Here is a 15,205-nt window from a genome sequence, read left to right as displayed (position 1 = left end):
ACTCAAACGTTTGCTGAATCTTGCACGCCTTGTGCTCACGCACTCCGTTTGAATCCGCCGCCGATCTCAGGACCGGCAGCACGATAACACACGACCCTTACTGCATGCTGTACTGCTCAATCACAGTACCCAGCTGTTCGTTCATTTGATGCATTGTACGCCGGATTTCTTCAGCGGGAAATGCTTCTCCGTGTCTCACGCTCGATTGCAGTCTAAGCAGTTCCGATGCCAGCGACAGCGCAGCCATGACAGCAATGCGATCCGTGCCGCGCACGTTGCTGTTATTGCGGATCTTCGACATTTCGGCGTCGACGCGTGCGACCGCTTCGAGCAGCGCCGCTTCCGTTTCCGGCGAGCAGGCGAGGCGATAGGGCACGCCGAGGATCGATACTTCGATCTGCTTGGTGGTCATGCATTTTCTCCGTGGCGGGTCACGTCGCTCTCAGCTTCGACTTCGTGCTGAGCCGGCTCGAGCAGATCGAGCTGGTTGTCCGGCTCGCTGTTCGCGCGGGCACGCGGCAGCTTCTCGAGAATCGCATTCAGGCGCACCTGTGCGTCGTCGATCTTCGCCGATAGCGCGTCGCGTTCCGCCTGCAGCGCGTTACGTTCCTCGCGCAGCATTGCAAGTTCCGTGCGCGTGGCTTCGACTTCGGCGCGCGATTGGGCGAGCTGCTCTTCGAGCGCGAGTCGCGCTTCATTGTGGCGTTGGCTGATCGCAATCAGCTTGCCGATATTCTGTGAAAGTGTTTCGAGTTCGGTGAGCATGTGCTGCGTCCTCTAAAGACATCGCATTTTAGCGCGGAATGTCGCAGGTTCCGACAATTGTCTCGTTTCGAGACGTAACAACATCGCTTTGTGCAGGCTTTTATCGACCATATGATGAAAAAGTACTCACGCGTCGGACAATAGCCTGCACTTAACAGAACAGATGGCCCACGGTCCCGGCATTATTGACGGACCCCGAGGCCGCTCCTAAACTTGCCGCACTCTGGTGCCCGCGTGCGCTTTTCAACGGCGCGCGCAGTTAAACGGGAAGCAGGGCGCGCCGTTCACGTGAACGCGCCAACCTGCGCTGCCCCCGCAACGGTAAGCGACAGCATTCGTCATGCAAGTCGATTCTGATCGCGTGTTGGAAGTTCAACTCGCGAGTGTGCCACTGCGCGTCACGCGTGGGAAGGCGGAATCGATGTGTCGCCAGCCCGGATACCGGCCAGAGGGAGAGGCACGTCACGCGCGAAAATGTTAAATACGCGGGCGCCTCGTTACGCATCGGCCTGCGGGGAAGCGGGCCGCGCACGCTATCCACAGGACTTTCATCCCATGCTGTCCCCCTTCGCCCGCGCGGCGTTGCTCGCCTTCGCGGGCCTGCCGATCGTCGTGCCTGCGCAAGCTGCTCCTTCATCTTCTTCTTCGTCCTCGGCGGCGGATTCATCGGCCGCCGTGCCGTCTTCGGCGGTGCTGTCGCCCGTGGTGGTGACCGCGGAGCGCGGGCCGCAAGCACTCGCCGATGCGATCCCGCAGACGTCGCTGTTCGATCAGCAGGATATCGCCGACACCACCGCGACCGATTTGCCCGGCCTCCTGCAACTCGCTCCCGGCGCGCAAATCTCACGTACAGGTGGCCCTGGTTCGACCACCAGCCTCTATTTGCGCGGCGCGTCGTCGACGCAATCGCTGCTGCTGATCGACGGCGTGCGGGTCGATTCGGTGAGCCTGGGTGCGCCGCAACTCGCGCAGATTCCGCTCGACCAGATCGATCACGTCGAGGTGGTGAACGGCAACGTGTCGGCGTTGTACGGCTCGGGCGCGATTGGCGGCGTGGTGCAGGTATTCACGAAAGAGGGCGGTGACCACCCGCCGCGTTTCAATTTTTCGCTGGGCTACGGCAGCTATCACACGCAGACGCAGCAGGCCGGCGTGAACGGCGCATTGGATAAAGACGGCAACACGACCTTCAGCATCTCGCTCGCGCGGTCGAAAGACGACGGCTTCTCGTCGCTCAATCCACGCGAGGCGCCCAACGCCAATCCGAATGCGAACGGCTATCTGAACGAGAGCATCTCGGCTTCGCTGCGCCACAAGTTCAACGACAAATGGGATGCCGGCGCCAGCTACTTCCAGTCGAACGGCAACAACAGCTACGACAATGCGTACGGCGTGCCGACCGATCTGAACAACCTGTACAGCAAAGTGCGCCAGGTCTCGGTGTTCGCGAACGGCAGGCTGACCGACTGGTGGACGACGCACTTCATCGTCGCCGAAGGTGACGACCGCAGCGTGTCGAATACCAACGGCGTGTACAACGGCCGCTTCGATACCGACAATCGCCAGTACACATGGCAGAACGATTTCGCGCTGGCCGCGCAGCAGAAGTTGCAGGTCGGCTATGAGCATCTCGATCAGAGCCTCGATTCGGATACGTTCGCGGCGCCCGACCGGCATGTGGATTCAGGTTTCGTCGGCTATACGGGGCGCTTCGGGCGCAATCAGATTCAGGCCAACGTGCGGCGCGACCAGTATTCCGATTTCGGCGGAGCGAACAGTTACTATCTCGGCTATGGCTTCGACATCACCGGCCATTGGAAGGTGACCGCAAGCTATTCGGATTCGTTTCGCGCGCCCAGCTTCGACGATCTGTACTATCCGTTCAGCGGCAATCCGTCGATCCAGCCGGAGCGCAGCCATTCGATCGAAGCCGCGCTGCACTACGCATCGAATGCGCTCGGCGTGATGCGCCTGACCGCATTCCAGACGCGCTACGCGAATCTGATTAGCTACGAGCAGGTGACGCCCGGTATCTATCTGGCACAGAACGTCGGCCATGCAAAGGTGCAGGGGCTCGAAGGATCGTGGAGCGGCCATGTCGGCAAGACGGATGTGCGCGCGTCGGTGACGCTGCAAAATCCCGTCGACCTCGACAACGATGCCGACCTCGTGCGGCGTGCGCGGCGCTTCGGGGCGCTGACGGTGAACCGCAGCATCGCCGCGTGGCGCGTCGGCGGCGAGTGGATCGTGAGCGGCCCGAGCAATGACAGCAGCGGCAAACTGGGCGGCTATGGCGTGGTGAATCTGTCGGCGCGCTACAACATCACGAAAGCATGGTACGTGGCCGCGCAAATCCAGAATCTGTTGGACAAGGACTATGAAACGGCCTACTCGTATAACTCGCCGCGGCGCGGTGCGTATCTCACGGTTGGTTGGCAGCAGCAGTGAGCGAGTCGCTTCGCTAAGGTCGTGCGGATGAGCCGACACATGAGCCGACACGCGAGTTCGATGCCCGCGACACTGCGCGTGATGAGCGCGAAGCGCGCGGCCGCGATCTGGCTTGCGCTCGCCGTGATCGCTGTGGCGGTGTTGATGGCGTCGCTTGCGTTGGGCAGCGTGTCGCTTGCGCCGATGCGCGTGCTGGCAGCGCTGATGCCGTCGCATGCGTCGTCTGTCGGTTCTTCTGACTTAGCCGCCGAGATCGTCCGCACGCTGCGCTTGCCGCGCGCAGTGGCCGGTTTCGCCTGCGGCGCGTTGCTCGCGCTGGCCGGCGCGTTGCTGCAAGTGCTGTTGCGCAATCCACTCGCCGAGCCCTACGTGTTGGGCGTATCGGGCGGCGCGGCGACTTTTGCGCTGATCGCGATGATCGCCGGTTGCGCATGGTGGATCGTCGACGCGAGCGCGTTCGCCGGCGCATTCGTGTCGATCCTGCTGGTGCTCGGCCTCGCGCGCCGCGAGTTGTGGCGCGGCGAGCCGCAGGACACGTCGCCGCGCTTGCTGTTGACTGGCGCGGTGATCGCGGCCGGCTGGGGCGCGCTCATTACTTTGCTGCTCAACCTCGCACCCGACAATCGCTTGCGCGGCATGCTGTTCTGGCTGACCGGCGACCTCAACGGCGGCACGATGCCCTGGACGGCGCTCGCCGCCCTCGCTATCGTGCTGGTTGCGATCGTGCCTGTCGCGCCGCGTCTGAATGTGCTGCTGCGTGGCGACGCCGCCGCGCAGGCGTTGGGCGTCGCGGTGATGCCGCTGCGTTTGCGGGTGTATCTGGTGGCTTCGCTGGCGGCGGCCGCGGCGGTGACGACCGCGGGCACCATCGGCTTTGTCGGACTGGTCGTGCCGCACATGCTGCGGCTCGCGTTTGGCAACGATCAGCGCATGCTGCTGCCGGCCGCAGCGCTCGGCGGCGGCGTCGCGGTGATGGGCGCGGACCTGATCGCGCGTACCGTGATCGCGCCGGCGCAGCTGCCGGTCGGCGTGATCACGTCGATGATCGGCGTGCCGGTGTTTCTGTGGATGCTCCTGCACAGGCGCCGATGATGCAAGCTCACTCCATTTCCGAATCCGTCCTCAGCGCGCAACGTTTGACCTTGCGTGTGGGCGCGCGGACTTTGCTCGACGCCTTCACGCATACCTTCTACGCAGGCGAGATCTGGTGCGTCGCCGGCCCGAACGGCGCGGGCAAGACAACCTTGCTCTCCACGCTCGCGGGCTTGTTGCAACCGTCGGCGGGACATGTCGAACTCGACGGCGTGCGCCTCGCCGACTGGCCGCCGCTGCCGCTCGCGCAACGCCGCGCGCTGATGCCGCAAAACGCGCCCGACGCATTCAGCGCGAGCGTGCTCGATATCGTGATGCTCAACCGCTTCCCGCATCTCACCGCCTGGGGCTGGGAGCGCGAAGCTGATCGCGAAGCGGCGCACGCGGCGTTGGACTTGTTGGGCCTCGCCGCGTTCGCCGCGCGTGATGTGCTGTCACTCTCCGGCGGCGAGCGGCAACGCGTGGCGCTGGCGGCGGTGCTATGCCAGGAAGCGCCGTTGCTGCTGCTCGACGAGCCGTTGTCGCATCTCGATCTGCATCATCAGATCGACTGCCTCGAGGCGTTGGCCACGTGGACGCGCGAGCCTCGTCGTACAGTGATGTTTTCATGTCACGACCTGAACCTCGCGCGCCGCTTCGCCACGCATGCGCTGCTGCTCGACGGCGCGGGCGGCGCGTATGCCGGACCGGTGCACGACGTGCTGACCCCCACGCTGGCGAGCCGCGCATTCGGCTATCCGTTGATTCTGATTCGCGACGGCGATCACGAGGCGCTGATTCCCGCGCCGCGCGCGCGTCACGAATCGCCTGCCGGACATGACACGCCGGCAAGCTGATCGCTTCATTCCCACATTCTCTTTCAGACACACGCTCATGACTTCTTTGCCACGCTTGCCCGGATTGCCCGAAGTCGAACCGCTCGATCAAACGCTGGGTGACGAGCTGCAGCACATCATCGATACCAAGACGAAGCCGCCCGGCAGTCTCGGCCGGCTCGAAACGCTCGCGCGTCAGATGGGCCTGATTCAGCGCACGACGCGTCCCACCGTGACGCGCCCGGCGATGATCGTCTTCGCCGGCGACCACGGTGTCGCCGAAGAAGGCGTGAGCCCTTATCCGCAGGCGGTGACCGCGCAGATGGTCGCCAACTTCCTCGCCGGCGGCGCGGCGATCAATGCGTTGAGCCGCGTCTCGGGCATCGAGCTCGAAGTCGTCAACGCGGGCATTGCGACGCCGTTGCCGTCGACGGCGGGTCTCGTCGACATTCCCGTCGCGGCCGGCACGCGCAATTTCGCGCGCGAGCCGGCCATGAGCCGCGACCAGGCACTCGCTGCGATGCAGGCGGGCGCGGCGCGCGTGCGGCATCACGCGGCGCTCGGCACCAATGTGATCGGCTTCGGCGAGATGGGGATTGCGAACACCTCGGCGGCCGCGTGTCTGATGAGCCGGTTGTGCGGCGTGCCGATCGACGAATGCGTCGGCCGCGGCACGGGTCTCGACAACGCGGGGCTCGCGAGGAAGCGCAACGTGCTGGCCTCGGCGCTCGCACGTCACCCCGTGTCCACCGATCCGCTCGACGTGCTTGCCACCTTCGGCGGCTTCGAGATCGCGATGATGGCGGGCGCCTATCTCGCGGCCGCCGAGGCACGTATGACGATTCTGGTCGATGGCTTCATCGCGACCTCGGCCTTGCTGATCGCCGACGCCTTCGCGCCGAGCATTCGCGAGTATTGCGTATTTGCGCATGCGTCGAACGAAGCGGGGCATCGGCGCATGCTCGATCATTTCGGCGCGCTGCCGTTGCTGTCGCTCGACATGCGTCTTGGCGAAGGCACTGGCGCGGCGCTCGCGGTGCCGCTGTTGCGCGCGGCAGCGGCGTTCATCAACGAGATGGCGAGCTTCGAATCGGCCGGCGTTGCGAATCGCGATGCGTGATCCGCTTGATCCTTCAGACAGAAACGCTCGACCGGCACACACATGAATCCGCTCGCGGAACTGCGCTATTTCTTCACGGCACTCGGCTATTTCACGCGTGTGCCCGTGCCGCGCTGGGTCGGCTATGAGCCGCATTATCTGAACGCGGCGGCGCGTTATTTTCCGCTCGTCGGTGTATTGATCGGCGGATTGAGCGCGGTGGTGTATCTCGCCGCGCTGCGCGTATTTCCCGCGGGCGTGGCGGTGCTGCTGTCGATGGCCGCGTCGCTGCTCGTGACCGGCGCGTTCCACGAGGACGGTCTGGCTGATTGCGTCGATGCGTTCGGTGGCGCCTATACGCGCGAAGATGTAATGCGAATCATGCATGACTCGCGCATCGGCGCTTTCGGCGCTATCGCGCTCGTCATCGCGCTTGCATTGAAGTGGCAGACGCTCGTTGCATTGCCGCCGATGCGTGCCGCAAGTCTGATGATTGCCGCGCACGCGGCGAGCCGTACCTGTGCGATCAGCTACCTGGCTACCCTCGATTACGTGCGGGCCGAAGGCAAGGCCAAACCGGTGGCGCAGCGCCTGAGCGCGGGTGCGTTCATGTGCGCCGCGATATTCGGCTTGCCGTGGCTGCTGTGGCCGAACGGGCTCGCTGCGCCGGACTGGCGCTTCGCGGGCTCGGTGGCCGTGGTTCTGCTCGTACTTCGCGTGGCAATGGGCCGTTATTTCGTCAGACGCATTGGCGGTTATACCGGCGACTGCCTCGGCTTCGCGCAGCAAGTTTTTGAATTGAGCATCTACCTGGTGGGGCTCGCATGGATATCGTCCTGATTCGTCATCCCGCGGTCGCGCTCGATGCGGGCGTGTGTTACGGCCATAGCGACGTGGCGCTCGCCGAAGATGCCGAGGTGTCGTCCACCGCGCTCGCCCTGAAGCTCGCGACTTTGCAGGTGCCCGCGCCACGCGTGCTGATGTCGAGTCCGTTGAAACGCTGCTCGGCGCTCGCCGCCGAGTTGGCGAACGACTTCGGCTCCGTGATCAGTCACGACGATCGTCTGATGGAAATGAACTTCGGCGCTTGGGAAGCGCAACGCTGGGACGCCATCGATCGCGAATTGCTCGACGACTGGGCGGCCAACTTCGAACACGCGCGCGCGCATGGTGGCGAGAGCGTCGCGCAGTTCGTCGCGCGGGTACGTGCATGGCTCGACGCATTCGCGCTCACGCGCGAGTTGTCGCCGGCCTATGTGGTCACGCACGCGGGTGTAATGCGGGCGATCGCGTCGATCGTGCTGGACGTGCCGCTGGAACGCTGTCTGCGATGGTCGCTCGATATGAGCGGGATCGTCTGGTTGCGCAGAAACGATGCAACGCAGCAGTGGTCGTTGGTGCGCTGGAATGCGTAAGGCGGGTCGCGGCTGATCACCCGCGCGTTACTGCGCGCCAGGCTTTCTGCGTGAGCGCGCCACTTCGAGGTCTTCGCACATCTGCTTCGCGCCCTGCGCGATGCGCGGCGCCGGGCGGTTGATCAGATCACCGTCGATAGCGAACAGATTGTTGTTTGCCACCGCTGTCAGGCTCGGCCATGCGCGCCATGTGCCGAGTTGCGGCAAGGTGGTGTCCGGTTTGGTCGCGCCGGGTGCCGCCGTGACGATCGCTTCCGGATTCGCCGCGAGCACTGCTTCGGTCGAGACGGTCGGCACCAGCGGTTCAAGTTTGGCGAACACGTTGCGGCCGCCGCACAGCGCAATCACGTCGCTGACCATGTGCTCGCCGTTGAGCGTCATCAACGGTTGGTCCCACACCTGATAGAACACGCTGACGGGCGGACGGCTCGCATACTGGTTGCGCAGTTTCGCGATGTCCAGACGGTAGGTGGCCGCCGCCGCATCCGCCGCCGATGACGTGCCTAATAGTTGTCCAAGCTTCGTCAACGACACGGCCACGTCGTCGAGATGATGCGGCTCGCTGAAGAACAGCGGAATGTGCATCTCGCGCAGTCGATCGAGCTGACGCTGCGCATTGCCATGCCGCCACACCACGATCAGATCGGGCTTGAGTGCGACGATGCGCTCAAGGTCGAGCGCCTTGTTATCGCCGACGCGCGGCAACTGTTTCGCCTCGGGCGGATAGTCGCTGTACGACACGGCGCCGACCACTTTCGCGCCGCCGCCCGCGGCATACAGCAATTCGGTGACGTGCGGCGCGAGGCTGATGACGCGTTGCGCGGGAGCGGGCAGGGTGACGGTTGCGCCGGTATCGTCGGTGACGGAGATGGCGGCATGCGCGTGCAGTGCGTTGACGAAGACCGCGGCGGCGAAGGTGAAGCGGGCGAGTCGGTTCATCGGGGGAGGCTGCGGGGCGCGTAGTTATTGTGGGGGCGAGGGCTTCGTATTCTTTGAATCAGCACGCTCGCGTTGCATCGATCTCTCGTACGGCTTCGCACAAGCTCTGTTCGAAGCGTGTCCATTCGGCCTCGCTCGCAGGCAAGCCGAATCGGACACTGCCCGACGAAGTGAACAGACGCGTCCATACGCCGCGTCGTGCGAGGGCTTCATGCAAAGCGGCGGCGTGCGCGTCGTCGGTCCACGCGAAGAGCGGTGTGCCGCGTGTGTCGAAGCCTTGTGCATGCAGCAGGTCGACCAGTCGCGCGCTTTCGGCATCGAGCCTAGTGCGCATATCCCGTTGCCAGGCTTCATCGGCGAAGGCGGCTTTGACGGCGTGGCGGGCCGGACCACTGACCGTCCAAGCGCCGAGCGTGACGCGCAAACTTTGGAGCAAAGCAGGCACGCCGAGTACGAATCCCGCTCGGACGCCGGCGAGGCCGAAGAATTTCCCCGGCGAGCGCAACACGATCATGCCCTCGCAATGCGTGCTCGCCGCGAGCGACGCCGACGGCATCGTATCGGCAAAGGCCTCATCGACCAGCAGCGTGCCGCCGCGCGCGCTCAACTGCTCATGCCAGTGCAACAACCTTGCGGCGCTCAGATGCGCGGCGGTCGGATTGTTCGGATTCACGACGACTACATGCATGAGCGCTTCGGGCAATGTTTCCCAGCCGACATCGAGCGGCATCACTTCATGGCCGCTGCGTTTGAACGCAGGCGCGTATTCGCTATACGTAAGCGGCGCGATGCCGACGCACGCGCGCGGCAGCAGCGCGGGCAGCGCGCGAATCGCCGCCTGGCTGCCTGCGACGGGCAGCACATGTGCGGCATCGGGCGCGCGGTAGTAGCGCGCGGCGCAGGCGGCGAAATCGTCGCCGTCGTCGGGCAGGCGGCGCCAGGCATCGGCGGGAATCGGCGGGACCGGAAAGCCGTGCGGATTGATGCCCGTCGACAGGTCGAGCCATTGCTCGTATGGAATGCCATAGCGGCTGGCCGCTTCGTGCAGATTGCCGCCATGCACGACCGCGTCGATCGCGGTGCCCGTTTCGTTCGCGCGACTGCTCATTCGCTCAACCATGAAAGGGCACGCTCAACAGCGCCAGCACGATCAGCACCGCAAGCCACAGAATGACCGTGCGCTCGACCAGAGCCAACGCGGCGGTCACGTGGCTGGCTTTCGCGGAATGCCCGAAGCCGAGCGTCGGCCGGTGTTCGAGCGCGCCGTGATACACCGCCGGCCCGCCGATCAACACGTTCAGACTGCCTGCGCCGGCGGCCATCACCGGTCCGGCGTTCGGGCTGTCCCAGCGCGGCGCCTGCTCGCGCCAGCAGCGCCACGCGGTGCGCGTGTCGCCGAGCAGCGCATAGCTGGCGGCGGTCAGACGCGCGGGAATCCAGTTGAGCACATCGTCGATGCGCGCGGCCGCCCAACCGTAGCGCAAATAGCGCGGCGTGCGATAACCCCACATCGCGTCGAGCGTGTTGGCGAGACGAAACCCGAGCGCGCCCGGACCGCCTGCAATGGCGAACCAGAACAGCGCGCCGAAGATCGCGTCGTTGCCGTTTTCGAGCGCCGATTCGACGGCGGCGCGCGACAACGCGCCTTCGTCGGCATCCGCGGTTTCGCGTGAGACGATGCGCGCGGTCAGCAAACGCGCTTGTGGGAGATCGCGCCGCGCCAACGCCTGAGCGATCGGCGCGATGTGATCGTGCAGACTGCGCGCGCCGAGCGCGAACCACAGCAACAGCACATGCACCACGCAGGCCGCAAAAAACGGCAGCACGGCGATGAGACACCATGCAATCAGAACTGGCGGCATCACCGCCAGCGACCACGCCAGCAGACCTTTGAGCCGCAAGCGCCGGCCGGTGTTGTAGCGCGTTTCGAGACGCGTCGCCCATTTGCCGAAGCCCACCAGCGGATGCGCCGCGCGCGGCTCGCCGAACCAGCGGTCGACGGCGACGCCCGCGGTGGCCAGCGTCACGAGAAGCGGGAGCGAGAGCATCACGCGGGGCTCGCGGTTTTCAGCGCGAGCGGCAGACCGGCGACCATCATCGTGGCCTGGGTGCTCAACGCGGCGATGCGCTGGTTGAGCCGGCCGAGTTCATCGACGTAAAGACGCGTGGCCGCGCCGAGCGGCACCACGCCGAGGCCGATTTCGTTGCTGACCACGATGAGCTTGCCTTTGGCATTGGCGAGCGCCGCTTCGAACGCGGCGACCTGCGCGTGATATTGATCGAGCGGCAAGCCTTCGCCTTCGGGCGGGCAGAGCAGATTGGCGAGCCACAGCGTCAGGCAATCGATCAGGATGCAGTGGCCGGGCGCGTCGCTTTGCGTCACGGCGCCGGCGAGATCGACGCCCGCTTCGAACAACCGCCAATGCGCCGGACGCCGCTCGCGATGGTGGGCAATGCGCGCGCGGAATTCGGCGTCGTCCGTTACGCGCGCGGTGGCGATGTAGGTAACGGGCAGGGCGCTGTCGCTGGCAAGCTGTTCGGCGTGCACGCTCTTGCCTGAGCGGGCGCCGCCGAGAACGAAGGTGAGGTCGCGGGGAGTCATCGCGTGATTGTACCGGCGTGCAGCGCGGGCCGGCGCGATGGGATAATGCCGCGTTCGACGCGGTCCACGCGCTGCGCTGCTGCATGAAGGATGCGTTGCCGCTTGACTCAACGACTGTCCGATTTGCGTGGCCGACTGACCGGCACGGACTGCCTGACTGCCCGATCCATTGCCTGAATTGATGCCTGTTCACCGCCGAGCCCGAGAATCCGTGACCACCACTTCGACCCCGCCTGACGCCGTACCCGTGCCGCGCGGTACGCTGATGATCCAAGGCACCACGTCCGATGCGGGCAAGAGCACGCTGGTCGCCGGTCTGTGCCGGCTCGCGCGCCGCGCCGGGGTGCGGGTCGCGCCGTTCAAGCCGCAGAACATGGCGCTCAACAGCGCGGTGACGGTGGACGGCGGCGAGATCGGCCGCGCCCAGGCCTTGCAGGCGGTCGCCGCGGGCATTGCCGCGCACACCGATCTGAACCCGGTGCTGCTGAAACCGACGAGCGATCGCGGCGCGCAGGTGATCATCCACGGCAAGGCGCGCATGAATCTCGACGCGCGGGCGTATCACGACTACAAACCCGTCGCGTTCGAAGCGGTGCTGCAATCGTATGCGCGTCTGCAGGCGTCGTACGAGACGATTTTTGTCGAAGGCGCGGGCAGTCCGGCCGAGATCAATTTGCGCGATCGCGACATCGCCAACATGGGTTTCGCGGAGGCGGTCGATTGCCCGGTCGTGCTGGTGGCCGATATCGACCGCGGCGGCGTCTTCGCCCATCTCACGGGCACGCTCGCGTGTCTGTCGGCGAGCGAGCAGGCGCGGGTGCGCGGCTTCATCATCAACCGCTTTCGCGGCGACGTCAGTTTGCTGAAGCCCGGTTTGGACTGGCTCGAAGCGAAGACCGGCAAACCGGTGCTCGGCGTGATTCCCTATCTGCACGGCCTGACGCTCGACGCCGAAGACATGCTGCCGCCCGAATTGCGCGCGGCGCACAGCGGCGGCGCGGCGCGCATGCTGCGAGTGGTCGTGCCGGTGCTGCCGCACATCAGCAATCACACGGATTTCGACGCGTTGCGCGCGCATCCGCAGGTCGATTTTCATTACGTGCGAAGCGGTACGCCGGTGCCGCCGGCCGATCTGATCATTTTGCCTGGCTCGAAGAACGTGCCCGGCGATCTGGCATTTTTGCGCGCGCAAGGCTGGGACGCGGTGCTGCAAAAGCATTTGCGTTATGGCGGCCGTGTGATCGGCATTTGCGGCGGCATGCAGATGCTCGGGCGCGAGGTGGCCGATCCGCATGGTGTGGAGGGCGCGCCGGGGACATCGGCGGGACTCGGCTGGCTCGACTACTCGACCGTGCTCACGCGCGAGAAGACGCTGAAGAACGTGACCGGACGCCTGGCGTTGCCCGGTTCGCCCGACGTGGCCGGCTACGAGATTCATATGGGCGAGACGCGCGGCCCGGCGCTCGACGCGCCCGCGCTGCGATTGGGCGACGCGCAGGCGGCGTATCCCGATGGCGCGATTTCCGCCGATGGCCAGATTCTCGCGACTTACGTGCACGGCCTGTTCGACACGCCGGCCGCGTGCGCCGCCTTGCTCGCGTGGGCGGGTTTGACCGATGCCGAGGAAATCGATTACCCGGCGTTGCGCGAAGCGTCGTTGGAACGTCTCGCGGATACGCTCGCGGAGCATCTTGATCTGCCGAAATTGTTTGCGGCGATTGGGTGATGGGGCGTTGAGCGCGCAGCGCTGATTAAATCCTGCTGGGAAAGAATCAAAGCCTGTAGAGCGGTTTTTCGCCTCATATGGTTCGAATAGAGTTCTGACATCGACGGCCGCCTCGGGGCCGACTCTTTCGACAAGGATCTCGTCATGAACTCGAACCGCTCCGCCGATCTGGCCGCTTTACTCCTTCGCGTCGCCTTGGGCGTGCTCTATCTCGCTCACAGTCTGCAAAAGATTTTCGTCTTCACGCTGCCCGGCACGGCGCAGTTCTTCGTCTCGCTCGGCTTGCCGGGTTGGCTCGGCTACGTGACGGCGTTCGTCGAATTGTTCGGCGGCATTGCGCTGCTGCTCGGCGTGCAGGTCCGCTGGGTCGCGTTGGTGCTGCTGCCGTTCATGCTCGGCGCGATGTCGCAGCATCTGCATAACGGCTGGGGTTTCGCATCGCCGAATGGCGGCTGGGAATATCCGGCGTTCTGGGCGGTGACGTTGGTGGTGCAATCGCTGCTTGGTGGCGGAGCGCTGGCGTTTAGCGGGGTGAAGGCGCCGCGGGCGGTGGCTGCCTGATCGGTCCACACTTGTAATCGAAGGCACGCGCCCGGAAGGCCGCGTGCTTTTTTTCATGGCGCGCGACGCCGCGCTGAGCCACGTTGATGCAATCAATACAACACCATCTGCGTACAACGAAACAACGCCATCGTCTTGCCGTTCGGATCGATGACCGTGGCGTCCCACACTTGCGTGTTGCGCCCGAGATGCACGCCTTTCGCGATCGCGCGAATCGTTCCTTGCGTCGCCGTGCCGAGAAAATTGCTTTTCAGTTCGATGGTCGTGAAATTGCGCGCCGTCTGCGGCAGATGCGCAATGCAGGCGTAGCCGCAGGCGGTATCGGCGAGACCGATCACGGTGGCGGCATGCAAAAACCCGTTCGGCGCCAGCAATTCCTTGCGCACGGTCAATTCCGCGGTTAGGACGCCTTCTTCCAGCGACAGCACATGCACGCCCAGCAAGGCGGGCAGCGAGCCTTCCTGGCGTTCGTGGAGGTGTTCGACGGTGCATTCCGGGCGGAGTTTGCTCATGAGATTCGGTTCCTCGATGGAAAAATCGGCGGGGCACGGCGGGCAATTACCCGTTTGGGGGCTTCGGCCAACGTGCATTTGTCGATATTATCAACGGCTGGGTCGGCAAGTGGACCTGAACCCGGCACGAGTCCGGCACGAATGCGGGCACACTTGCGCAGGTCAGAGCAAATACGCGGCAAACCGGCTGGCGGCGTCCAGCCTTCTTTCCGGGAGAATTCATGACGGTGATCGTGGTGGCGAATCCGAAGGGCGGCGTGGGTAAAAGCACGCTGTCGACCAATCTGGCCGGCTATTTCGCCGCGGCCGGCGAATGGGTCGCGCTGGCGGACCTGGACAAGCAGCAGTCCGCGCACGCGTGGCTGTCGCTGCGGCCCGACACGCTACCGGCCATCGAAACCTGGGAAGTCAATCAGGACGCGCCGGCCAGACCGCCCAAAGGGCTGGAGCACGCTGTCATCGACACGCCGGCCGGGCTGCACGGCAATCGTCTGAGTATCGCGCTGGATCTGGCCGACAAGGTGATCGTGCCGCTCCAGCCGTCCATGTTCGATATTCTGGCCACCCAGGAATTCCTTGAGCGGCTCGCCAAGGAAAAAGCGGTCAGGAAAGGCGCGATCGAAATCGGCGTGGTCGGCATGCGCGTCGATGCGCGCACGCGCTCGGCGGAGCAACTGCACCGCTTTGTCGAGGGTTTGAAGCTGCCGGTGCTGGGCTTCTTGCGCGACACGCAGAATTACGTGCAACTGGCGGCCCACGGGCTGACCTTGTGGGACGTCGCGAAAAGCCGCGTGGAGAAGGATCTGGAGCAGTGGCAGCCGATCGTCGAGTGGACTAACGGCACGGGCAAGAAGGGTTGACGCGGCAGGGCAGGCGGCCTGGCCGCCCGCTGCATGATGCGGCCCAAGTTGTTAATCCTGAGGGCTTCGCGCGAGGCGTGCGCCAGTGGACTACGAGTTGCTCTGGTCCAGATCTGCGTCTGAACGCCCCTGCGCTGTGGCTCGCCCTAGACAACCCTCTGCGCGGCGAGCGTGACGAACGCTCAATTGAACAACAGCGCGCTCAGGTCCAGTTCTGCGTCGGTACGTGATCGCGGCTGCCCTTGATCTTGTTGTTGTCGTCCACGAATACCAGGTCCGGCTTCCAGCCGGCCTTCAGTTCCGCTTCATCCACCACCGCGAACGCCGCAATGATCACCAGATCGCCCAGCTGCGCGCGCCGCGCGGCCGAG

Annotated in this window: 17 protein-coding genes and 1 riboswitch; of the genes, 9 read left to right on the top strand and 8 right to left on the bottom strand. The window is 64.9% G+C overall.

The genetic code is table 11. The features are described 5' to 3' along the window. Nucleotides 1-97: 97 nt before the first annotated feature. Together P0D96_RS44005 and P0D96_RS44000 are read right to left on the bottom strand one after the other, a co-directional pair. Complete coding sequence (locus P0D96_RS44005; RefSeq protein WP_012432043.1) at nt 98-412, bottom strand: cell division protein ZapA; 315 nt, start codon at nt 410-412, stop codon at nt 98-100. Next, complete coding sequence (locus P0D96_RS44000; protein WP_408256559.1) at nt 409-765, bottom strand: ATPase; 357 nt, start codon at nt 763-765, stop codon at nt 409-411. Before P0D96_RS44000 ends, P0D96_RS44005 begins: the two co-directional genes overlap by 4 nt. Nucleotides 766-972: 207 nt before the next feature. Continuing rightward, nucleotides 973-1,229, top strand: a riboswitch (cobalamin riboswitch). A 91-nt stretch (nt 1,230-1,320) separates the two neighbouring features. Between P0D96_RS44000 and P0D96_RS43995 the strand changes: the two genes are divergently transcribed. The 6 genes from P0D96_RS43995 to cobC are packed head-to-tail and all read left to right on the top strand — an operon-like array spanning nt 1,321 to nt 7,634. Beyond that, entirely contained in the window at nt 1,321-3,213 is a 1,893-nt protein-coding gene (locus P0D96_RS43995) for a TonB-dependent receptor domain-containing protein (protein ID WP_408320295.1), read from the top strand. A 39-nt stretch (nt 3,214-3,252) separates the two neighbouring features. Continuing rightward, nucleotides 3,253-4,305, top strand: coding sequence for a FecCD family ABC transporter permease (locus P0D96_RS43990; protein ID WP_408320293.1), 1,053 nt, complete (start codon nt 3,253-3,255; stop codon nt 4,303-4,305). Then, nucleotides 4,302-5,141 (top strand): ABC transporter ATP-binding protein, encoded by an 840-nt coding sequence (locus P0D96_RS43985; protein ID WP_408320291.1) that lies wholly within the window; start codon nt 4,302-4,304, stop codon nt 5,139-5,141. The genes P0D96_RS43990 and P0D96_RS43985 overlap by 4 nt, the downstream gene beginning before the upstream one ends. 37 nt (nt 5,142-5,178) lie before the next feature. After that, a complete protein-coding gene (gene cobT, locus P0D96_RS43980) occupies nt 5,179-6,240 on the top strand; it encodes a nicotinate-nucleotide--dimethylbenzimidazole phosphoribosyltransferase (protein WP_408320289.1) in 1,062 nt (353 codons plus the stop codon). Between the two features lie 42 nt (nt 6,241-6,282). Beyond that, nucleotides 6,283-7,059 carry an adenosylcobinamide-GDP ribazoletransferase gene (locus tag P0D96_RS43975; RefSeq protein WP_408320287.1) on the top strand — a complete coding sequence of 259 codons (777 nt, stop codon included), beginning with the start codon at nt 6,283-6,285 and terminating at the stop codon, nt 7,057-7,059. Beyond that, nucleotides 7,044-7,634 (top strand): alpha-ribazole phosphatase, encoded by a 591-nt coding sequence (gene cobC / locus P0D96_RS43970; RefSeq protein ID WP_132375706.1) that lies wholly within the window; start codon nt 7,044-7,046, stop codon nt 7,632-7,634. The genes P0D96_RS43975 and cobC overlap by 16 nt, the downstream gene beginning before the upstream one ends. Nucleotides 7,635-7,661: 27 nt before the next feature. On the opposite strand, the gene P0D96_RS43965 is transcribed toward cobC, so the two are convergent. The 4 genes from P0D96_RS43965 to cobU are packed head-to-tail and all read right to left on the bottom strand — an operon-like array spanning nt 7,662 to nt 11,175. Continuing rightward, nucleotides 7,662-8,573 carry a cobalamin-binding protein gene (locus P0D96_RS43965; RefSeq protein WP_408320284.1) on the bottom strand — a complete coding sequence of 304 codons (912 nt, stop codon included), beginning with the start codon at nt 8,571-8,573 and terminating at the stop codon, nt 7,662-7,664. A 58-nt stretch (nt 8,574-8,631) separates the two neighbouring features. Then, entirely contained in the window at nt 8,632-9,681 is a 1,050-nt protein-coding gene (gene cobD, locus P0D96_RS43960) for a threonine-phosphate decarboxylase CobD (protein WP_408320282.1), read from the bottom strand. Nucleotides 9,682-9,685: 4 nt separating this feature from the next. Next, nucleotides 9,686-10,621, bottom strand: a complete 936-nt coding sequence (gene cbiB / locus P0D96_RS43955) for an adenosylcobinamide-phosphate synthase CbiB (protein ID WP_408320311.1) — start codon at nt 10,619-10,621, stop codon at nt 9,686-9,688. Further along, nucleotides 10,621-11,175 (bottom strand): bifunctional adenosylcobinamide kinase/adenosylcobinamide-phosphate guanylyltransferase, encoded by a 555-nt coding sequence (gene cobU / locus P0D96_RS43950; protein WP_408320280.1) that lies wholly within the window; start codon nt 11,173-11,175, stop codon nt 10,621-10,623. Before cobU ends, cbiB begins: the two co-directional genes overlap by 1 nt. A 265-nt stretch (nt 11,176-11,440) precedes the next feature. Between cobU and P0D96_RS43945 the strand changes: the two genes are divergently transcribed. Then, nucleotides 11,441-12,901 (top strand): cobyric acid synthase, encoded by a 1,461-nt coding sequence (locus P0D96_RS43945; protein ID WP_408320309.1) that lies wholly within the window; start codon nt 11,441-11,443, stop codon nt 12,899-12,901. A gap of 144 nt (nt 12,902-13,045) precedes the next feature. Further along, complete coding sequence (locus P0D96_RS43940; RefSeq protein ID WP_408180696.1) at nt 13,046-13,462, top strand: DoxX family protein; 417 nt, start codon at nt 13,046-13,048, stop codon at nt 13,460-13,462. Between the two features lie 92 nt (nt 13,463-13,554). Here the strand turns inward: P0D96_RS43940 and P0D96_RS43935 are convergent, their stop codons facing one another. Beyond that, complete coding sequence (locus P0D96_RS43935; protein WP_408320278.1) at nt 13,555-13,974, bottom strand: PaaI family thioesterase; 420 nt, start codon at nt 13,972-13,974, stop codon at nt 13,555-13,557. A 221-nt stretch (nt 13,975-14,195) separates the two neighbouring features. On the opposite strand from P0D96_RS43935, the gene P0D96_RS43930 reads away from it, so the two are divergent. Next, nucleotides 14,196-14,834 carry a nucleotide-binding protein gene (locus P0D96_RS43930; RefSeq protein ID WP_408320276.1) on the top strand — a complete coding sequence of 213 codons (639 nt, stop codon included), beginning with the start codon at nt 14,196-14,198 and terminating at the stop codon, nt 14,832-14,834. A gap of 202 nt (nt 14,835-15,036) precedes the next feature. Here the strand turns inward: P0D96_RS43930 and P0D96_RS43925 are convergent. Beyond that, nucleotides 15,037-15,205: aspartate 1-decarboxylase (locus tag P0D96_RS43925; RefSeq protein ID WP_408320307.1), on the bottom strand; the 169-nt coding region annotated here is incomplete at its 5' end.

Origin of the sequence: Paraburkholderia sp. RL17-347-BIC-D (assembly GCF_046027915.1) — a bacterium.
Lineage (GTDB): Bacteria > Pseudomonadota > Gammaproteobacteria > Burkholderiales > Burkholderiaceae > Paraburkholderia.
Note: the sequence above shows the minus strand (reverse complement) of the source record. Positions and strands in the feature narration are given on the sequence as shown.